The organism is Nesterenkonia sp. DZ6 (assembly GCF_022565835.1).
Lineage (GTDB): Bacteria > Actinomycetota > Actinomycetes > Actinomycetales > Micrococcaceae > Nesterenkonia.
In genome coordinates this window covers 263,365-281,780 of sequence record NZ_JAJOYW010000001.1, presented here as the reverse complement: position 1 = coordinate 281,780, position 18,416 = coordinate 263,365, and the positions used below count along the sequence as shown (strand labels likewise).

Below are 18,416 nucleotides of genomic sequence, written 5' to 3'. Positions count from 1 at the left end.
ACAGCGCAGCACTTCCAGGTCGAATCCCCGCTGCGGAGCTCCTCCGCCTCGACCGCTCGCCCTCAGCTCGTTCACAGCAAGGAAGCTCTCATGCGCAAACTTCAGAAGACCTCACCCATGCCGTTCCAGCGGTATGTGCCCTTCGAGGAGCAGATCACCGTCTCGCTGCCCGACCGCACCTGGCCGGACAAGACCATCCGCACTGCCCCGCGCTGGTGCGCGGTGGACCTGCGCGACGGCAATCAGGCGCTGATCGACCCGATGACCCCGGATCGCAAGCACCGGATGTTCGAGCTGCTGGTGAGCATGGGGTTCAAGGAGATCGAGGTCGGGTTCCCCTCGGCCTCGCAGACCGACTACGACTTCGTCCGCCAGCTCATCGAGCAGGACAAGATCCCCGACGACGTCTACATCCAGGTGCTCACCCAGGCGCGCGAAGCCCTGATCGAGCGCACCTTCGAGGCCATCGCCGGGGCGCCGCGCGCCATCGTGCACCTGTACAACTCCACCTCGGTGCTGCAGCGCGAGGTGGTCTTCAAGGCTGACCGCGACGGGATCGTCGACATCGCCACCCAGGGCGCCCGGCTGTGCAAGAAGTACGAGGAGGCGATGCACGCCGCGGCCTCCACGCCCACCGAGATCGTCTACCAGTACTCCCCGGAGTCCTTCACCGGCACCGAGCTCGACTTCGCCGCCCACATCTCCGATTCCGTGGTCGACGTCTTCGGCGCCACCCCGGAGAAGCCGGTCATCATCAACCTGCCGGCCACGGTGGAGATGGCCACCCCGAACGTCTACGCCGACTCCATCGAATGGATGCACCGGAACCTGCGCAACCGCGAGTCGATCGTGCTCTCGCTGCACCCGCACAACGACCGCGGCACCGGCGTCGCCGCCGCCGAGCTGGGCTACATGGCCGGCGCCGACCGGATCGAAGGCTGCCTCTTCGGCAACGGAGAGCGCACCGGCAACGTCGACCTGGTGACCTTAGGCATGAACCTGTTCAGCCAGGGCATCGACCCGGAGCTCGACTTCCGCGATATGAGCACCATCCGCAGCACCGTGGAGCACTGCAACCAGATGGGAGTCCCGGAGCGCTCACCCTACGGCGGCGACCTGGTCTTCACCGCCTTCTCCGGCTCGCACCAGGACGCGATCAAGAAGGGCTTCGAGCACATGGACGCCCGCGCCGATGCGGCCGGGGCCTCCCGCGACGAGATCACCTGGGCCGTGCCGTATCTGCCCATCGACCCCAAGGACATCGGCCGCAGCTACGAGGCGGTCATCCGGGTCAACTCGCAGTCCGGCAAGGGCGGGGTCTCCTACCTGCTCAAGGCCGAACGCGGGATCGATCTTCCGCGCCGCGCCCAGGTCGAGTTCTCCGGGGTCATCCAGCGTCGAGCCGACGACGGCGGCGGCGAGGTCTCCGGCGAGGAGATCTGGCAGATCTTCCAGGACGAGTACCTGCCGGTGGACACCGCGCACCACCAGTGGGGCCACTACCGGCTGGACGAGGTCAACACCTCCTCCAACGCCGAAGGAGTGTTCCACATGGAGGTGGAGCTGCAGGCCGGCGGTCACGCCACCTCGCAGTCCGCCCACGCCAACGGTCCGATCGCTGCGCTGCTGCAGATCCTCGCCGACGACGGGGTCGACGTGCGGCTGCTGGACTACACCGAGCACGCCATGAGCCAGGGCGGGGACGCCCAGGCGGCATCCTTCGTGGAGCTGGCGATCGGGGAGCGGGTGCTGTGGGGAGTGGGGCTGGATCACAACACCACCCTGGCCTCGCTGCAGGCAGTGATCTCGGCGGTGAACCGCGCGCTGCGCGACGCCGCCCCGGTCCGCTGACCGGCACCCCGGCAGCCCAGGGCCTGCGCCCATGCCGCTGTAGTACTCTGCCACCATGGCCGGCTCCACCTTCGCGTCCCGCTCCTACCGGGACGCCGCGATCATCCTGCGCACCCAGAACCTGGGTGAGGCGGACCGCATCATCACCGCGCTGACCTCAGCGAACGGGCTGGTGCGCGCGGTTGCGAAGGGGGTGCGCCGCACCTCCTCGAAGTTCGGCGCCACCGTGGAGCCGTTCATGGTGGCAGATGTGCAGTTCGTGCACGGGCGCTCCCTGGACATCGTCACCCAGGCCACGTCGAAGAACACCTACGGTCCGCCGATCGTCGCGGACTATGACAAGTACATGGCGGCGAGCACCATGGCCGAGACCGCCGAGCGGCTGATGGACGTCGAGTCGGATCCGGCCTTCGGCGGCGCCCAGTTCCGGCTGCTCCACGGCGGATACTCGGCTCTGGCCCGCGGAGTCCACCCGGCCGACGTCGTGCTGAACTCCTACCTGCTGCGCGCTTTGTCCTCCGCCGGCTGGGCGGTCACCTGGACCGCCTGCGTGTCCTGCGGCAAGCCCGGCGCCCACACCGGCTTCCACCCCGCCGCCAGCGGGCCGGTCTGCACCGACTGCCGGCCACCGGGCACCCGGACCCTGGATCCGGCCACGGTGGAGCTGCTGCACGCGCTGCAGCACGGCCACTGGGAACACACCCGATCCTTCCGCAGCGACATCCGGCATGAGGCCACGAACGTGGTGATCAGCTACGCCCAACACCACCTGGATCGCCGACTGAGCTCGCTGGGACTCTGAACCGAGCGGGCAGAGGCTGGAGCCGCCGCGGCCGCGCCGGTGAGAGCAGACCGGTGAGAGCTGATCCGGTGAGAGCTGATCCGGTGAGATCCGATCCGGGGAGTGTCGCACGGTCGGGGTGCCGGCTGCGCCGGCGCGACATGGAAGAATGGACGCCATGTCCCTGCCCATCCATCAGGATCCCGCCCCCCGCCCCGACCGCGTCTCGGCACCGCAGCTGCCCCCGGAACTGGTGCCGGCCCATGTCGGGATCGTGATGGACGGCAACGGGCGCTGGGCGAACCAGCGCGGACTCCCGCGCACCGAAGGGCACCGGGCCGGTGAGGCCGCGCTGATGGACGTCATCGCCGGCGCGATCGAGATCGGCGTAAAACACATCAGCGTCTACGCGTTCTCCACCGAGAACTGGAAACGCTCACCCGATGAGGTGCGCTTCCTGATGGGCTACTCGCGCGAAGTGCTGCGCCGGCAGCGCGACGTGCTGAACTCCTGGGGCGTGCGGATCCGCTGGAACGGGCAGCCCGGACGCCTGTGGCGCTCGGTGATCAAGGAGCTCGAGACCTCCGAGGAGCTGACCGCACAGAACACCCGCTTCACGCTGACCATGTGCGTGAACTACGGCGGCCGAGCCGAGATCACCGACGCGGTCAAGCTGATCGCCGCCGAGGTCGCCGCCGGTCGGATGGACCCGCGCAAGATCACCGAGAAGACCGTGGCCGCCCATCTGGACGAGCCCGACCTCCCCGACGTCGACCTCTTCCTGCGCAGCTCCGGGGAGCAGCGCATCTCGAACTTCCTGCTCTGGCAGTCCGCCTACGCCGAGCTGGTCTTCATGGACGTGCTCTGGCCCGACGTGGACCGCACCACTCTGTGGGAGGCCGTGGAGATCTACGCCCGTCGTGATCGCCGCTACGGCGCGGCGGTGGACAGGTTCTCCGCAGGACGCTCAGCCTCGGGCGCGTAGGCCCGCAGCCAGCGCTGCACCTCGTCCAGCGCCCGGGTGCGCACCGCATCTTCTGAGGCGAAGACGTCATGGATCGCCCCGTGCACCCGCACCACGGTGACCTGATCGCCGAGCTTGACCGCCCGGCGGGCCAGCAGCTCCACGTCGAGCACCGAGTCGGACTCCTGCAGCTCCTCGGTCCAGTGCCGCCGGTAGGCGGTCACACCCGAGAGCAGCACCAGGATCGGCAGCTGCAGCCCCAGCCCCTCGTAGACCTTGCGCTGACCGGTCAGCACTGCACGCATCCAGCCCACCCGGATCGGGAAGGACGTGCGCGGGCGCCACCGAGGATGCAGCGTCCATTCGCCCTGCGCCTGATCCGAGAGCGTCTGCCAGTAGTTGTCGACGGCCGGCAGCTTCAGCGCGCGCGTGGGGGAGAACTGCCCCAGCGGTGCCAGGAAGCCCTCGGTGGCGGTGCGCGCGGCGACGTCGCCGGAGAGCTCCAGCCATGGACTGTTCAGCACCAGCGCGCTGATCGCTCCAGGGTTGCGCTGCGCCCACAGCACGGCGATGAGACCACCGGTGGAGTGGGCTTCGATGATCGGGGCCGGAGCGTCGGGGTGCAGCGAGCGGATCTCGCTGAGCGCGGCCTCGATGTCGGCGTCGTAGGTGCTCAAGTCATCGACATAGCCCGGCGTCTGCCAGCTGCGCAGGCTCCGGCCGTATTTGCGCAGATCCAGCGCGTAGAAGGGACGCCCCCAGCTCTGCCAGCGACGAGCCATCGGAATGTTGTAGAAGTAGTCGGCCCAGCCGTGCAGGTGCAGCACCGGGGCCAGCTGCGCTGGGTGGTCCGGCTCGGCAGGGGTCTGCCCGGCCGCCGACTCGGTCCCACCCGCTGCCGGGCGCTCATCCTGGACCGCCTGCTGTTCTGGATCGGGGGAGTAGCTGACCAGAGTCGCGCTGACCGGCCCCTCCTCGTCCTCACCGAGGGGCAGCGTGAGCCGCTTGCAGCCCTGGAGATGATCAGGAGACCAGAGGCCCACAGGGGAGTCTTCGAGCAGTTGATCCATGCTCACCATCCTAGGAGGCAACACCGGGCCGACCGGCATCCTAGGATGGGAGCCATGTACCGCTTCGTATTCAAGACCGTCTTCACCCGGCTCGATCCCGAGAAGGCCCACCACCTGGTCGTCTCCGGGCTGCGGCTGAGCAGGCGACTCGGGGGCGGCAGAGTGCTGGAGCGGCTGTGCCGCCCGGATGAGTCGCTGCAGATCCGTGCGCTGGGCCTGGTCTGGCCCTCACCCTTCGGCCTCGCCGCCGGCTTCGACAAGGGCGCCACCTCGGTGCTGCCGCTGGCGCACCTGGGATTCGGACATATCGAGATCGGCACCGTGACCGCCGCCGCGCAGCCGGGAAACCCGACGCCGCGGCTCTTCCGACTCGTCGAGGACCGCGCGCTGATCAACCGCATGGGCTTCAACAACGACGGCGCGGAGGAGGTCCGTCCGCGTCTGGTTCAGATCCGCGAGCAGATCTCCCGGCTCAAGCGGGCAGGTCGGCACGCGCCGGTGATCGGCGTGAACATCGGCAAGACCAAGGTGACCCCGCTTGAACACGCCACCGAGGACTACCTCGTCTCCGCCCGGATGCTGGCTCCGGTGGCGGACTATCTGGTGGTCAACGTGTCCTCACCGAACACTCCGGGGCTGCGTCAGCTCCAGGACATCACCGCGCTGCGGCCGCTGCTCTCCGCGGTGGGTGCGGAGGCCGACGACGCCGCGCAGCGCCACGTGCCGCTGCTGGTGAAGATCGCGCCCGATCTGGCCGACTCCGACGTCGACGCCGTGGCCGAGCTGGTCAGCGACCTGGGGCTGGACGGGGTGATCGCCACGAACACGACGATCTCCCGCGAGGATCTGCACAGCGACCCGGAACAGGTGCAGGCCGCGGGGGCCGGCGGACTCAGCGGCCCGGTGCTCGCCGAACGCTCCAAGCAGGTGCTGACCCGGCTGCGCGCCGCGCTGCCGCGCACCACCGCGATCATCTCCGTCGGGGGAGTGACCTCAGGGGCCGACGTGGCCGAGCGGCTCGCGCTCGGCGCCGACCTGGTGCAGGGCTACACGGCCTTCGTCTATGAGGGTCCGTTCTGGGTGCGCCGGATCAACCGCGACCTGAGGTCGCTGCTGCGAAGCGGCTGAGGCCCCGCCGCTCGGGCGGGGCTCATGCTCAGGCGGGGAAGTGTCCTCGGGCCACCAGCGGCTTGGGAAGCCGCAGTCGGCGGATCTGCAGCGATCGCATCGCGGCGTAGAAGGGGAGTCCGCGTTCACGGTTCTCGATGCCGAACTTGGCATCGATCTTCTTGCGCACGGTGCGCCCGACCCACACGGCCTCGACGAGGACGGCGAGCACGAACAGCCAGAGGATCTGGCTGACGATGATGCGCATCCCCTCATTCATGACGAAGGATGCGAAGAGGAAGACCAGCACCAGGACCAGCATCCACTCACCGATGCCGAAGCGCGCGTCGACGTAGTCCCGGACGTAGCGTCGCTGGGGACCGCGATCGCGAGCAGGAAGATACTTCTCCTCGCCGGTCTCCATCGCCCGGCGCATCTTCACCCGCTGATCGGCCATCTGCTGGCGCTGGGCGGCGCGGGCGACCTTGCGATCGTTCTGCACCAGCGGGCGCTTTCGTGCCGCCTGCTGCTGGCTGCGCTTCGGTGTGGGCACGCCCTTCTTCTCAGGCTGACGCCTGGTGTTCTGGGCCTGCTCGCGAGCTTGCGCGGCTTCAGCCTCGGCGATCTGGTCGGCAGTGTTTTTCTTACGTCCTAGCACCCCGCCAGTGTAGCGGGAATAATGGACTCGATCCCTGCGCCGTGCTCGACCGGCGGGAATGAACCTCGTGGCCCTCGGCGTTGTTACCGTAGAGCACAGGCCTGCCGCTACAACCAGAGAGGTGTATGCCATGAGCACCACCACCCAGGACACCGCCGCCGGATCCGCCGCTGAGACCGAATCAGCCGAGATCACCGGATCCGCCGTCGATGGCTTCAAGACCCACCAGGTCGAACTCAGTGAGACCGCCGCCGAGAAGGTCTCCTCGCTGCTTCAGCAGGAGGGCCGCGAAGATCTGCGGCTGCGCGTGGCCGTGCAGCCCGGCGGCTGCTCCGGCCTGATCTACCAGCTCTACTTCGACGAGCGCGTCCTCGACGGGGATGCACTGCGCGACTTCAGCGGTGTCGAGGTCGTCGTGGACAAGATGAGCGTGCCCTACCTCGAGGGCGCGAAGATCGACTTCGAGGACTCCATCTCGAAGCAGGGGTTCACCATCGACAACCCCAATGCCGGCGGCTCCTGCGCCTGCGGCGACTCCTTCCACTGACCGAATCCACCAGGGCTCATCGGTCCGCTCCGTCGGGTTCCGACGCCGGGCCCTGAACCGGTCCGCTGAGTCACAGCGTCATAAAGCAGACACATCGGCAGCGGATTCAGCCGCTGCCCAGCACGAGCGAAACTCCGCTTCTCCCGTTTTCTACACGGGGTAGAAGCGGAGTTTTCTCGTATCCGGGGTTCGGAGGCAGGGTCGAAGGAGCAGATCAGATGCGTCGGGCGCGGGTGTCCGTCCTCCCGGTCCTCTACAGGACGTAGTAGTCTGGAGCGCGAAGCGTTCATGGTGGTTCGAACTCTGCGCACAGCGCGGTCAACGGGTCACGGAGAACGCACATTCGCACACCGAGATAGAGGAAGGGCCGTCTGTGAGTTCGCATAATCGAACCGGCAGCCGAGGCCGTGCATTGAAGTCAGTTGCACTGGCCAGCGCGGCGGCACTGGTGCTCAGCGCCTGCTCGGAAGAGCAGCCTGCACAACGAGGATGGCTTCCGGGCAGCCGGGACACCACCAGCAACACTGCGGAGTTGACCGACCTGTGGGTCAACTCCTGGATCGCCGCGCTGATCGTGGGCCTCATCACCTGGGCACTGATGCTCTGGTGCATGGTCGCCTACCGTCGCCGCAAGGGGGAGACCGGCTACCCGCGCCAGATCGCGTACAACGTGCCGCTGGAGATCATGTACACCATCGTCCCGCTGGTCATGGTGGGCGTGCTGTTCTTCTACACCAACCAGGTGCAGCGCTCAGTCGATGAGCCCTACACCGACCCTGATCTGGTCGTCGACGTCCGAGGCAAGCAGTGGGCCTGGGACTTCAACTACAACTACGACGGCGACGAGCGCTACTTCGCCGGTGTCCAGGCCGAGCTCACCGGTGAAGAGGGCGTGCGCGAGACGCTGCCCACCCTCTACCTGCCGGTGGATCAGCCCGTCACCTTCGAGCTCAACGCCCGCGACGTCATCCACTCCTTCTGGATCCCCGCCTTCCTGCAGAAGCGCGACATGATCCCGGGTCGCACCAACGAGATCCACCTGACCCCGCAGGAGCTTGGCAGCTTCGACGGCAAGTGTGCAGAACTCTGCGGCGAGTACCACTCGGAGATGCTCTTCAATGTGGAGGTCGTCACCGAGGACGAGTTCCGTGACTACCTCGAGACCCTGCCCGAGGGTCAGCTCGGCGACGAGTATGACCGCAATCCAAACCTCCACGAAAACGTGGCCGGAACTGAAGGGGACGACTGACTGTGGCGACCCTCGAATACACCGCCGACGAAGCGCGTGAGGTCTCGCGCGTCGTCCCCCGCTCCAAGGGGAAGATCGTCGTCAACTGGCTGACGACCACCGATCACAAGGTGATCGGCTACATGTACCTGATCACCTCCTTCTTGTTCTTCTGCGTCGGCGGCGTCATGGCGCTGCTGATCCGTGCGGAGCTCTTCGAGCCCGGCATGCAGCTGCTGCAGACCAAGGAGCAGTACAACCAGCTCTTCACCATGCACGGCACGGTGATGCTGCTGATGTTCGCGACCCCGCTGTTCGCCGGCTTCGCCAATGTCATCATGCCGCTGCAGATCGGCGCCCCGGACGTGGCCTTCCCCCGCCTGAACGCGCTGGCGTTCTGGTTCTTCCTCTTCGGCGCCCTGGTCGCCATGGCAGGCTTCCTCACCCCCCAGGGTGCGGCCTCCTTCGGCTGGTTCGCCTACGCTCCGCTGTCTGACACCACGTATTCACCGGGAGTCGGTGGTGACCTATGGGTGTTCGGCCTGGCCTTGACCGGCTTCGGCACGATCATGGGCGGGGTCAACTTCATCACCACGATCCTGTGCATGCGCGCTCCAGGCATGACCATGTGGCGGATGCCGATCTTCGTGTGGAACACGCTGATCACCTCGATCCTGGTCCTGATGGCCTTCCCGCCGCTCGCGGCCGCGCTGTTCGGACTCGGTCTCGACCGGAGGTTCGGCGGGCACATCTTCGATCCGGAGGCAGGCGGTGCGGTCCTCTGGCAGCACCTGTTCTGGTTCTTCGGACACCCGGAGGTCTACATCATCGCGCTGCCGTTCTTCGGCATCATCTCGGAGATCCTGCCGGTCTTCAGCCGCAAACCGATCTTCGGCTATAAGGGCCTGGTCTACGCGACCATCGCGATCGCCGCGCTGTCGGTGACCGTGTGGGCCCACCACATGTATGTCACCGGAGCCGTGCTGCTGCCGTTCTTCGCGCTGATGACCATGCTGATCGCGGTGCCCACAGGGGTGAAGTTCTTCAACTGGATAGGCACGATGTGGCGAGGGTCGCTGACCTTCGAGACGCCGATGCTCTGGAGCCTCGGCTTCCTGGTGACGTTCCTCTTCGGCGGACTCACCGGCGTCATCCTGGCCGCGCCGCCACTGAACTTCCACCTCTCGGACACCTATTTCGTGGTCGCTCACTTCCACTACGTGGTCTTCGGCACCGTGGTCTTCGCGATGTTCGCCGGATTCTACTTCTGGTGGCCGAAGTGGACCGGCAAGATGCTCAACGAGCGTCTGGGCAAGATCAACTTCTGGATGCTCTTCGTCGGCTTCCACGGCACCTTCATGATCCAGCACTGGCTCGGCGTCATGGGCATGCCGCGTCGTTACGCGGACTACATGGTCGAGGACGGGTTCACCACCATGAACCAGTTCTCCACGGTGTTCTCGATGCTGCTGGGCGCCTCGCTGATCCCGTTCTTCTGGAACGTCTGGATCACCGCTCGCAAGGGCAAGAAGGTGCTGGTGGATGACCCGTGGGGCTTCGGCGGCTCGCTGGAATGGGCGACCTCCTGCCCACCGCCGCGGCACAACTTCTACTCGCTGCCGCGCATCCGCTCTGAGCGTCCCGCGCTGGATCTGCACCACCCTGAGCTCGCTGACCGGCACACCCTGCAGACACCTGCGGGCAAGATCTTCGGTCCAGCAGATCAGCAGGACAAGGAAGGCGTCTGATGAAGGCAAATATCGGGTTGTTCCTAGGCCTGGGCGTATTCGTCCTCATCGTGGCCTTCATCTACGGCTTCTGGAGTGGATGGTCAGACATGGCCGGGTTCCCGCTGCTCCTGCTCACCGCAGGCATGGCGTTCATGCTCTGGTTCTACCTGCGGATGGTCGCGAAGAACCACGACGTGCTCGACGGGGACAACCCGGCGGGCGAGATCGAGCACATGGCCGGCAACTACGGCGAGTTCGCTCCCTGGAGCTGGTGGCCGCTGGGCCTCGGCTTCTCCGCAGCGTTCGCGTTCTTCGGCCTGGCCATCGACTGGTGGGTGTTCTTCATCGCGCTGATCCCCGGTCTGTTCTTCATCACCGGCTGGGTGCTGGAGTTCAACCGCAAGCGCTACGCGCACTGATCAGCCCAGACGCACCGCTGGAGAAGGCCCGCCGTGAGCATCGACTCACGGCGGGCCTTCTCGTCCCCGGACGCCCCGCGCGGTGCGTAGAATCCTTGCTATGACGATCCGCCCCATCACGATCCACGGTGAACCGGTGCTGCACCGACGCGCACAGGAGGTCGAGACCATCGACGACTCCATCCGCGAGCTGGTGGCCGACATGTTCGCGACCCAGGACGCCGCCCACGGGGTGGGACTGGCGGCCCCGCAGATCGGCGTCGGGCTGCGCATCTTCACCTACAGCTTCGCCGATTCAGGCGATCAGCCCTCCCGTGGAGTGATCATCAACCCGCGGCTCCGCCTGATCGGCAAGGTCTCCAAGGAGTCCGCCGACCCCGAGGAGGAATCCGAGGGCTGCCTGTCCGCGCCGGGGTACAACTACCCGCTCAAGCGCAGCGAGCACGTGGAGATCACCGGGCTCGACGTCGCGGGGGAGCCGCTGCAGTTCGAGGCCACCGGATGGTTCGCCCGAATACTGCAGCACGAGTACGACCACCTTGACGGCTACCTCTATGTCAATCGGCTGGACCCCAGATGGGCGCGGCGCTGGAAGAAGGTCGTGAAGAAGGAGGGCTGGAACCAGCCCGGCCTCACCTGGCTCCCCGGAGTCGACCCTGATCCATTCGGCCACGACGAGCCCGAAGACCCGGCTGGTGCCGAAGACCCAGCGTCAAGGGACGCCGGTCACTCCGACGACGCCGGTCACTCCGACGACGCCGGTCAGGCCGAGCGGGGCGTCAGCTCACACTCTGGCTGAACGCCACCCAGCGGCGCAGCACATCAGCCGCGGCGCCAGAGTCGATGGACTCTTCGGCCCGGCGCATGTTGGCCGTCAGCCGGTCCACCAGCGGCCCCTGGGCCAGTTCATCGAGGCTGGTCAGTCCGGCCGCGGCATTGAGCACGACGGCGTCTCGCACGGGCCCAGGCTCCCCGGAGAGCATCTGCCGCACGATCTGTGCGTTCTCGGTGCCGGAACCACCGCGCAGGTCCTCCACGGACACGCGGGGGAGTCCGACATCCTCAGGCTCCAGGGCGGTGTGTGAGACCTCGCCGGAGCGGATCTCCCAGATGTCGGTGGCGGCGGAGGTGGTGATCTTGTCCCGCCCGTCCCTCCCGCGGAACACCAGGCCGCGGGTGCCGCGCATGGCGAGCACCTCAGCCATCTTCGGTGCCAGCGTGGGGCTGGCGCAGCCCAGCGCCTGGGCGGTCACACGTGCCGGGTTCGACAGGGGCCCCAGGAAGTTGAAGACCGTGCGGATGCCGAGCTGACGCCGCACCGGCCCGACGTGGCGCATCGAGGGATGGAAGCTCTGCGCGAAGAGGAAGGTGATCCCGACCTCCTCCGCGGCGCGGGCCACCTGCTCGGCGCCCATGCTGAGGTCCACTCCCAGTGCCTCGATGACATCGGCCGCGCCGGCAGTGGTGGAGGCGCCGCGGTTGCCGTGCTTGACCACGCGTGCCCCGGCCCCCACGGCGGTCAGTGAGGCCATCGTGGAGATGTTCACGGTGCCCAGCATGTCTCCACCGGTGCCCACGATGTCCAGGGTGGGTCCGGGGATGCTCAGCGGGACGGCCTTGTCCATCATCGTGGCGCTGAGCCCGACGAGCTCCTCGGCGACCTCGCCCTTGGCGCGCAGCGCGACCAGGAAGGCGGCGATCTGCCCGTCACCGAGGGCCCCGCTCATGAGCCTCTCCATCGCCCAGGCTGAGGTGGCTGCGCTGAGGTGCTCTCCGGCCAGGAGCGTCTCCAGCAGCTCGGACCAGCTCGCGGGCACCGGGGTCGCGCGGAGCAGCGGATCGGGTGAGTGTGGAAGTTTCACAGCCCCAGACTATCGGCCGATCACGGTCCGGCTCCGACCAATTTCGACACGCTGTAGAAATATTGTCGACTTTTTTGACCGGCTCCACCTTGGCGGATCCTGGGAATGGCGCGGAATCCGCCCCCTGACAAGGATCTGGAACCACGCCATAGTGACCGTCGGTGTCGCAAACTGCTGGGCTTTCAGGACATAATGAATGCGTGACGACTGCAACCCAAGCCCCAATCGCTCCGGCGCGAACACTGCCGAACCGCCCGAACATGGTGTCCGTGGGCACCATGGTCTGGCTCACCAGTGAGCTCATGTTCTTCGCCGGCCTGTTCGCCATGTTCTTCACACTGCGTTCCACGCAGTCTGAGATGTTCGCCGAGGGTGCCAGTGAACTGGACATCCCGTTGGCCACCACGATCACAGTGATCCTGGTTGCAAGCTCGGTGACGGCTCAGTTCGGTGTCTTCGCTGCTGAGCGGCACCAGCCGCGCCGCACCGGCGGCACATTCCAGATCAAGCACTGGGGCATGGTCGAGTGGTACATCCTCTCGTTCATCATGGGCGCCATCTTCATCGGCGGTCAGACCTACGAGTTCGCGGTGATGGTCTCCCATGGGATCACCGTCTCATCGAACGCGTTCGGCTCCGCCTTCTACATCACCACCGGCTTCCACGGGCTGCACGTCATCGGTGGTCTCGTGGCCTTCCTCTATGTGATTGCGCGGGCGTACTTCAGTGTGAAGTTCACCCACAAGGAGGCTCACGCCGCCGTCGTCGTGTCGTATTACTGGCACTTCGTCGACGTCGTGTGGATCGCACTGTTCGGCATCGTCTACCTGCTGCCGCTGTTCGCCTGATCAACGGGCCCAGCCGAAGCACCCCAGCTTGTATCGCATCGAAAAGTTAGGAACCGGCACGTGAAGGCACTCTCACAGAAGCGTCGCCACCCGCTCGCGGCAGTGGCGCTGCTCCTCCTGGGCCTCTTGCTCACCGGAGGGCTCTACGCCGCGGCGACCTCCATCAACGAGGCTCAGGCATCGAACGCCGCTGACGTCTACTCCGCCTCCGACGTGGAGGAGGGCGAGCGGCTCTTCGTGGCCAACTGCGCCACCTGCCACGGCATCAACGCAGAAGGCTCCGACGCCGGTCCCTCGCTGATCGGCTCCGGCGCCGCCGCGGTCGACTTCCAGGTCGGCACCGGACGCATGCCGATGCAGATGTCAGGTCCGCAGGCGCAGAAGAAGCCGGCTCAGTTCAACGATGAACAGACCATGCAGCTCTCGGCCTACGTCGCCTCGCTGGGCTCCGGCCCCGCGGTGCCCGCGGCCGAGTACCTCGATGTCGAAGAGGGCAACATCGCCCGCGGCGGCGAGCTCTTCCGGATCAACTGCGCCATGTGCCACAACGCCGCCGCCGCCGGCGGCGCGCTGACCGAAGGCAAGTACGCCCCCGGGCTGGACGGCGTGGAGTCAGTGCACATCTACGAGGCCATGGTCACCGGCCCGCAGAACATGCCGGAGTTCACCGACGCCAACATCCCTCCCGAGGACAAGCGCGACATCATCGCCTTCCTGAAGAACAACGAATCTCAAAGCGCTCCGGGCGGCTTCGCCCTGGGCTCGCTGGGACCGGTCTCGGAAGGTCTGCTGATCTGGACCCTCGGACTGGCCCTGCTGATCGGCTCGATGGTCTGGCTGACCTCACGGTCCTCCTGAGCATCCGCCGCAGCACCTAAGCACCCGCACACGTAAACACTGAAGCAAAGGACGAGAACCATATGGGCGAGCACGGTAACGGTGATCCGAGCACGGGCGCCGTCATCAAAGCAGGTGAGGGAAGGTCGAGCGGCTATGCCATCGACAACCCGGGCCTGCCCCCGCACCGCCCGCGGTTGGCAGACGCGGACGAGAAGGCCGCCAAGCGCGCCGAGCGGCAGGTCTCTGCGCTCTTCCTGATCTCGATCATCGGTACCGTGATGTTCTTCGTCGGCTACTTCGCCGTCGGCGTCACCGCCGGGGATCTGAACATGCTCCGGCTGCAGAACACGCTGCTCGGAGTCGGCGTGGCCTTTGCCATGCTGGGCATCGGACTCGGAGTCGTCCAGTGGGCCCGCGCACTGATGCCGGACCACGAGGTCGTCGAAGACCGCAAGCCGCTGCGCAAGGAAGAGGACCGCGCCGAGGCTGCCCAGACGGTCGACGAGATCCTCGACGAGACCCAGATCAAGCGGCGTCCGCTGCTGCGCAACACGCTCATCGGCGCCGCCCTGCTGGCCCCGCTGCCCGCCGTCGTCGTCTTCCGCGATCTTGATCGCTCCGAGGACTTCGGGCCCGAGCGGATGCGGCACACGCTGTGGACCGAGGGGGTGCGCCTGGTGCGCGACCCCACCGGCACCCCGATCCGCGCCTCCGACCTCACGGTCGGCTCGGCGGTGCACGCCATCCCGGAGACCCTCCGCGAGGTCTCCGGGCACGGCGATCGCCTGGCCGAGAAGGCCAAAGCCGTCGTCCTGCTGATCCGGATGAATCCCGATGACTTCGAGGCCGTGACCCCAGGTCGCGAGGACTGGAAGCACGAGGGAATCATCGCCTGTTCCAAGGTCTGCACGCATGTGGGCTGCCCGGTGGCGCTCTACGAGCGTCACACGCACCACCTGCTGTGCCCCTGTCACCAGTCGACCTTTGACGCCGCTGCGGAGTTCAAGGTCACCTTCGGTCCGGCAGGCCGGCCGCTGCCCCAGCTGCCCATCACCGTCGACGATGAGGGCTTCCTTATCGCTCGCAGCGACTTCACCGAACCCGTCGGCCCCACCTACTGGGAGCGTGGCTAAAACTCATGAGCAGTCAGTCTCTAGAATCCAAGTACACCGAGGAGCAGTACTCCGAGGTGGACCAGTACCAGCCGGCGACCCGCACCGGCAAGATCGCGAACTACGTCGATCAGCGCGTGGGCGGTACCGGCATGGTCCGCGAGTTCGGCCGCAAGGTCTTCCCGGACCACTGGACCTTCATGTTCGGCGAGGTCGCGCTCTACAGCTTCGTCATCACCGTGATCTCAGGTGCGTTCCTGACCTTCTGGTTCGATCCCTCCATGGCCAGCACGCGCTACGACGGGGCCTACGTCCCGCTGCAGGGCGTGGAGATGTCCACCGCCTACGCCACTTCGCTGGAGCTCTCCTTCGATGTGCGCGGCGGCCTCTTCATGCGCCAGCTCCACCATTGGGCCGCCTTGATGTTCATCATGGCGATGGCGATCCACATGCTGCGCGTCTTCTTCACCGGCGCGTTCCGCAAGCCGCGCGAGCTGAACTGGGTCGTCGGCTGCACCCTGCTGCTGGCAGGCCTGGGCGCCGGCTTCACCGGCTACTCGCTGCCCGATGAGGTGCTCTCCGGCAACGGTCTGCGCATCATCGACGGCATGCTCAAGGCGATTCCCGTGGTCGGCACCTACATCTCCTTCTTCCTCTTCGGCGGGGAGTTCCCCGGCGACGAGGTCATCCCGCGGCTCTACTCGCTGCACATCTTCATCATCCCTGCGGTGATCCTGATCCTTATCGCGGTCCACCTGTTCATGGTGGTCACCCACAAGCACACCCAGTACCCCGGCCCAGGCCGCACCGAGCGCAACGTGGTCGGCTACCCGATCGGACCCGTCTACGCGGCCAAGGCCGGCGGCTTCTTCTTCGTGGTCTTCGGTGTCCTGGCCCTGCTGGCAGGCACCTTCCAGATCAACGCACTGTGGAACTACGGGCCCTATGACCCGTCTCCGGTGCAGGCAGGCACCCAGCCTGACTGGTACATCGGCTGGTTCGACGGCTTGCTGCGCCTGATGCCGGGCTACATCGGCGACATACCGCTGGAGTTCGTGCTGCCGACGCCTTGGGGCGGCAACAGCGTGGCCACGCCTGTGCTGGTCACGTTCATCCCGATCACCGCTCTGCTGCTCGGTCTGTTCGTCTGGCCCTGGATCGAGGCCTGGATCACCGGTGACAAGAGGGAACACCACATCCTGGACCGCCCGCGAAACGTCCCCGGACGCACCGCCTTCGGCATGGCCATGATGATCTGGTACTTCGTGATGTGGGCTGCCGCGTCCTCGGACCTGATCGCGACCCACTTCTCGCTCTCGTTCAACGACGTGCTCATCTGGCTCCGGGTGCTGTTCTTCGCCGGACCGATCCTCACGTTCATCATCACCAAGCGGATCTGTCTGGCCCTGCAGCGCAAGGATCGCGAGATCGTGCTGCACGGCAACGAGGCGGGCGTCATCGAGATGCTTCCGCACGGTGAGTTCCGTGAGAAGCACACCCGGGTCAGCGACTACGAGCTCTACACGCTGGTCTCCTACGAGTCTCCCGAGGTCACCGCGGCCCGCCCCAACTCCCGGGGCAAGGTCGGACTGCTCGAGAAGTCACGGGTGACGCTCAACCGGACCTTCTTCGAGGACCGGGTCGCACCGGTCAGCCGCGAGGAGTACATCGAGGCGCTCTCCCACGATGACCACGGGACTGCCGCCGAGCTGCCCGCCGGTTCGGTAGGAGCCATCGAGTCCAAGAAGAACTGAGCATCGTGAGGCGCTGATCATCCGGCGCTGGACGCAGAGAAGCGGCCGTCTCCCTCTCGGGAGGCGGCCGCTTCGTCGTCTGCGGCGTCAGCGGGTTCTGTCGGTGCCGCGGGCGAGCTGTCGCTTGCCCGTCATCTCGTGCCCGTCACCTGTTGTCCGTGCCCCGGATGATCGAGCGCAGCTTCTCCAGCCGCTCCGAGACGGCGCGTTCGGCGCCGTTGCCGGTGGGCTTGTAGTAGTCCACCCCGATCAGCTCATCGGGCACGTACTGCTGGGTCGCGACGTGATGCGGCTGGTCATGGGCGTAGATGTAGCCCTTGCCATGGCCCATCCGGTGTGCCCCGGAGTAGTGTGCGTCACGCAGATGCGGCGGGACCGCGCCGGACTTCCCGGCGCGCACGTCGGCTATGGCGGCGTCGAGGGCCTTATAGGAGGCGTTGGACTTCGGCGCGGTGGCGATGTGCACCGTGGCCTGGGCGAGCAGGATCCGTCCCTCCGGCATGCCGATGAGCTGCACGGCATCTGCCGCCGCCATGGCGGTCTGCAGCGCCGTGGGGTCGGCCATGCCGACTTCTTCTCCGGCGGCGATGACCAGCCGGCGGGCGATGAAGCGCGGGTCCTCTCCGGCGACCACCATCCGCGCCAGGTAGTGCAGCGCGGCGTCGGGGTCCGAGCCGCGCAGCGACTTGATGAAGGCGGAGACGATGTCGTAGTGCTGGTCCCCGTCTCGGTCGTACCGCTGCACGGCGAAGTCCATCGCCTGTTCGGCGTCCCGGGCGGTGATCAGCACCGGGGCGTCCGACGCCGGCTCATCGGCCGAGGCTCCTTCAGACACATCCGAAGCGTCCTCGGGGGAGCGGCCCATGGCGACGGCGGCGGCGGCCTCCAGGGTGGTCAGCACCCGGCGCGCATCACCTCCGGCCATGCGCAGAATATGATCCCTGGCCGTGTCTTCGAGCTCAAAGGCCGAGTCGAGGCCGCGGGTGTCCTGCAGCGCCCGGGTGATCAGTCCGGAGAGGTCATCCTGGGTCAGTGAGCGCAGGGTGAGCATCAGTGACCGGGAGAGCAGCGGGGCGATGATCGAGAAGGACGGGTTCTCCGTGGTCGCGGCGACCAGGATGACCCAGCCGTTCTCCACTCCCGGCAGCAGGGCATCCTGCTGGGCCTTGTTGAACCGATGGATCTCATCGAGGAACAGCACGGTGGTCTGCCCGCGGAGATCTCGATCCTCCAGCGCACGGTCCATGACCTGTCGAACGTCCTTCACACCGGCCCGGATGGCGGAGAGCTCCACGAACTTCCGCGAGGCGCCACGGGCGAGCACATGGGCCAGCGTGGTCTTGCCGGTGCCGGGAGGGCCGTAGAGGATCACCGAGGAGGCGCCGGCGGGTCCGCGGGACCCTTCAGCCAGGACGCGCAGCGGGGACCCCTGCTCGAGCAGATGCTGCTGGCCGAGCACCTCCGCGAGGGTGCGCGGTCGCATCCGCACCGCCAGCGGAGTATGCCGACGACGCGCGCCCGCCTCCGCCGTGGAGGCCGGGGCGGGCGCGTCGTCGTCGCCGAAGTCATCGGAGGCGAAGAGGTCCCCCGTGATGGGATCGGCCACTGCGCCTCCTAGAGCTGGGTTCGTAGATAGATTCGATAA

At 66.7% G+C, this 18,416-nt stretch carries 17 protein-coding genes; 13 read left to right on the top strand and 4 right to left on the bottom strand.

The genetic code is table 11. The annotated features are described in order from the left end of the window. The first annotated feature begins 90 nt into the window (after positions 1-90). The 3 genes from leuA to LTH93_RS01285 all read left to right on the top strand — a co-directional run bounded on the left by leuA (position 91) and on the right by LTH93_RS01285 (position 3,617). Positions 91-1,851: a 2-isopropylmalate synthase gene (gene leuA, locus LTH93_RS01295; RefSeq protein ID WP_241469705.1), complete on the top strand. Its 1,761-nt coding sequence runs from the start codon at positions 91-93 to the stop codon at positions 1,849-1,851. Positions 1,852-1,906: 55 nt separating this feature from the next. Further along, the gene (gene recO / locus LTH93_RS01290) at positions 1,907-2,653 is read left to right on the top strand and encodes a DNA repair protein RecO (protein WP_241464546.1); all 747 of its coding nucleotides are present in this window, start codon (positions 1,907-1,909) and stop codon (positions 2,651-2,653) included. 157 nt (positions 2,654-2,810) lie between these two features. Further along, positions 2,811-3,617: an isoprenyl transferase gene (locus LTH93_RS01285; protein WP_241464547.1), complete on the top strand. Its 807-nt coding sequence runs from the start codon at positions 2,811-2,813 to the stop codon at positions 3,615-3,617. Here LTH93_RS01285 and LTH93_RS01280 read toward each other — a convergent pair. Then, entirely contained in the window at positions 3,563-4,666 is a 1,104-nt protein-coding gene (locus LTH93_RS01280; RefSeq protein ID WP_241469698.1) for an alpha/beta hydrolase, read from the bottom strand. The genes LTH93_RS01285 and LTH93_RS01280 overlap by 55 nt on opposite strands. A 54-nt stretch (positions 4,667-4,720) precedes the next feature. On the opposite strand from LTH93_RS01280, the gene LTH93_RS01275 reads away from it, so the two are divergent. Next, complete coding sequence (locus LTH93_RS01275) at positions 4,721-5,794, top strand: quinone-dependent dihydroorotate dehydrogenase (protein ID WP_241469696.1); 1,074 nt, start codon at positions 4,721-4,723, stop codon at positions 5,792-5,794. Positions 5,795-5,822: 28 nt separating this feature from the next. Here the strand turns inward: LTH93_RS01275 and LTH93_RS01270 are convergent, their stop codons facing one another. Then, positions 5,823-6,431, bottom strand: coding sequence for a DUF3043 domain-containing protein (locus LTH93_RS01270; protein WP_241464550.1), 609 nt, complete (start codon positions 6,429-6,431; stop codon positions 5,823-5,825). A 130-nt stretch (positions 6,432-6,561) separates the two neighbouring features. Between LTH93_RS01270 and LTH93_RS01265 the strand changes: the two genes are divergently transcribed. The 5 genes from LTH93_RS01265 to def all read left to right on the top strand — a co-directional run bounded on the left by LTH93_RS01265 (position 6,562) and on the right by def (position 11,154). After that, positions 6,562-6,978 (top strand): HesB/IscA family protein, encoded by a 417-nt coding sequence (locus LTH93_RS01265; protein WP_241464551.1) that lies wholly within the window; start codon positions 6,562-6,564, stop codon positions 6,976-6,978. 373 nt (positions 6,979-7,351) lie between these two features. Further along, positions 7,352-8,227: an aa3-type cytochrome oxidase subunit II gene (ctaC, locus tag LTH93_RS01260; protein WP_241464552.1), complete on the top strand. Its 876-nt coding sequence runs from the start codon at positions 7,352-7,354 to the stop codon at positions 8,225-8,227. 2 nt (positions 8,228-8,229) lie between these two features. After that, positions 8,230-9,954: an aa3-type cytochrome oxidase subunit I gene (gene ctaD / locus LTH93_RS01255; protein WP_241464553.1), complete on the top strand. Its 1,725-nt coding sequence runs from the start codon at positions 8,230-8,232 to the stop codon at positions 9,952-9,954. Then, a complete protein-coding gene (locus LTH93_RS01250; protein WP_241464554.1) occupies positions 9,954-10,355 on the top strand; it encodes a cytochrome c oxidase subunit 4 in 402 nt (133 codons plus the stop codon). Before ctaD ends, LTH93_RS01250 begins: the two co-directional genes overlap by 1 nt. Positions 10,356-10,455: 100 nt before the next feature. Further along, the gene (gene def, locus LTH93_RS01245; RefSeq protein WP_370642614.1) at positions 10,456-11,154 is read left to right on the top strand and encodes a peptide deformylase; all 699 of its coding nucleotides are present in this window, start codon (positions 10,456-10,458) and stop codon (positions 11,152-11,154) included. Here the strand turns inward: def and trpD are convergent. Continuing rightward, positions 11,135-12,217 (bottom strand): anthranilate phosphoribosyltransferase, encoded by a 1,083-nt coding sequence (trpD, locus tag LTH93_RS01240; protein WP_241469694.1) that lies wholly within the window; start codon positions 12,215-12,217, stop codon positions 11,135-11,137. The two genes, def and trpD, sit on opposite strands and share 20 nt — an antisense overlap. 200 nt (positions 12,218-12,417) lie before the next feature. Between trpD and ctaE the strand changes: the two genes are divergently transcribed. The 4 genes from ctaE to qcrB all read left to right on the top strand — a co-directional run bounded on the left by ctaE (position 12,418) and on the right by qcrB (position 16,771). Continuing rightward, positions 12,418-13,065: an aa3-type cytochrome oxidase subunit III gene (gene ctaE / locus LTH93_RS01235; protein ID WP_370642613.1), complete on the top strand. Its 648-nt coding sequence runs from the start codon at positions 12,418-12,420 to the stop codon at positions 13,063-13,065. Positions 13,066-13,125: 60 nt separating this feature from the next. Further along, positions 13,126-13,923, top strand: coding sequence for a cytochrome bc1 complex diheme cytochrome c subunit (gene qcrC / locus LTH93_RS01230; protein WP_241464555.1), 798 nt, complete (start codon positions 13,126-13,128; stop codon positions 13,921-13,923). A 62-nt stretch (positions 13,924-13,985) separates the two neighbouring features. Next, positions 13,986-15,038 carry a cytochrome bc1 complex Rieske iron-sulfur subunit gene (gene qcrA / locus LTH93_RS01225; RefSeq protein WP_241464556.1) on the top strand — a complete coding sequence of 351 codons (1,053 nt, stop codon included), beginning with the start codon at positions 13,986-13,988 and terminating at the stop codon, positions 15,036-15,038. Positions 15,039-15,043: 5 nt separating this feature from the next. Further along, the gene (qcrB, locus tag LTH93_RS01220; protein ID WP_241469692.1) at positions 15,044-16,771 is read left to right on the top strand and encodes a cytochrome bc1 complex cytochrome b subunit; all 1,728 of its coding nucleotides are present in this window, start codon (positions 15,044-15,046) and stop codon (positions 16,769-16,771) included. 145 nt (positions 16,772-16,916) lie between these two features. On the opposite strand, the gene LTH93_RS01215 is transcribed toward qcrB, so the two are convergent. Beyond that, the gene (locus LTH93_RS01215; protein WP_241469690.1) at positions 16,917-18,377 is read right to left on the bottom strand and encodes a replication-associated recombination protein A; all 1,461 of its coding nucleotides are present in this window, start codon (positions 18,375-18,377) and stop codon (positions 16,917-16,919) included. Positions 18,378-18,416: the final 39 nt, after the last annotated feature.

Bases quoted from the DNA above. Each gene is read 5' to 3' on its own strand.
- LTH93_RS01265 (WP_241464551.1), top strand. From the start codon at position 6,562: ATGAGCACCACCACCCAGGACACCGCCGCCGGATCCGCCGCTGAGACC.
- qcrA (WP_241464556.1), top strand. From the start codon at position 13,986: ATGGGCGAGCACGGTAACGGTGATCCGAGCACGGGCGCCGTCATCAAA.
- LTH93_RS01250 (WP_241464554.1), top strand. From the start codon at position 9,954: ATGAAGGCAAATATCGGGTTGTTCCTAGGCCTGGGCGTATTCGTCCTC.
- def (WP_370642614.1), top strand. From the start codon at position 10,456: ATGACGATCCGCCCCATCACGATCCACGGTGAACCGGTGCTGCACCGA.
- LTH93_RS01275 (WP_241469696.1), top strand. From the start codon at position 4,721: ATGTACCGCTTCGTATTCAAGACCGTCTTCACCCGGCTCGATCCCGAG.
- qcrB (WP_241469692.1), top strand. From the start codon at position 15,044: ATGAGCAGTCAGTCTCTAGAATCCAAGTACACCGAGGAGCAGTACTCC.
- LTH93_RS01280 (WP_241469698.1), bottom strand. From the start codon at position 4,666: ATGGATCAACTGCTCGAAGACTCCCCTGTGGGCCTCTGGTCTCCTGAT.
- leuA (WP_241469705.1), top strand. From the start codon at position 91: ATGCGCAAACTTCAGAAGACCTCACCCATGCCGTTCCAGCGGTATGTG.
- LTH93_RS01285 (WP_241464547.1), top strand. From the start codon at position 2,811: ATGTCCCTGCCCATCCATCAGGATCCCGCCCCCCGCCCCGACCGCGTC.
- recO (WP_241464546.1), top strand. From the start codon at position 1,907: ATGGCCGGCTCCACCTTCGCGTCCCGCTCCTACCGGGACGCCGCGATC.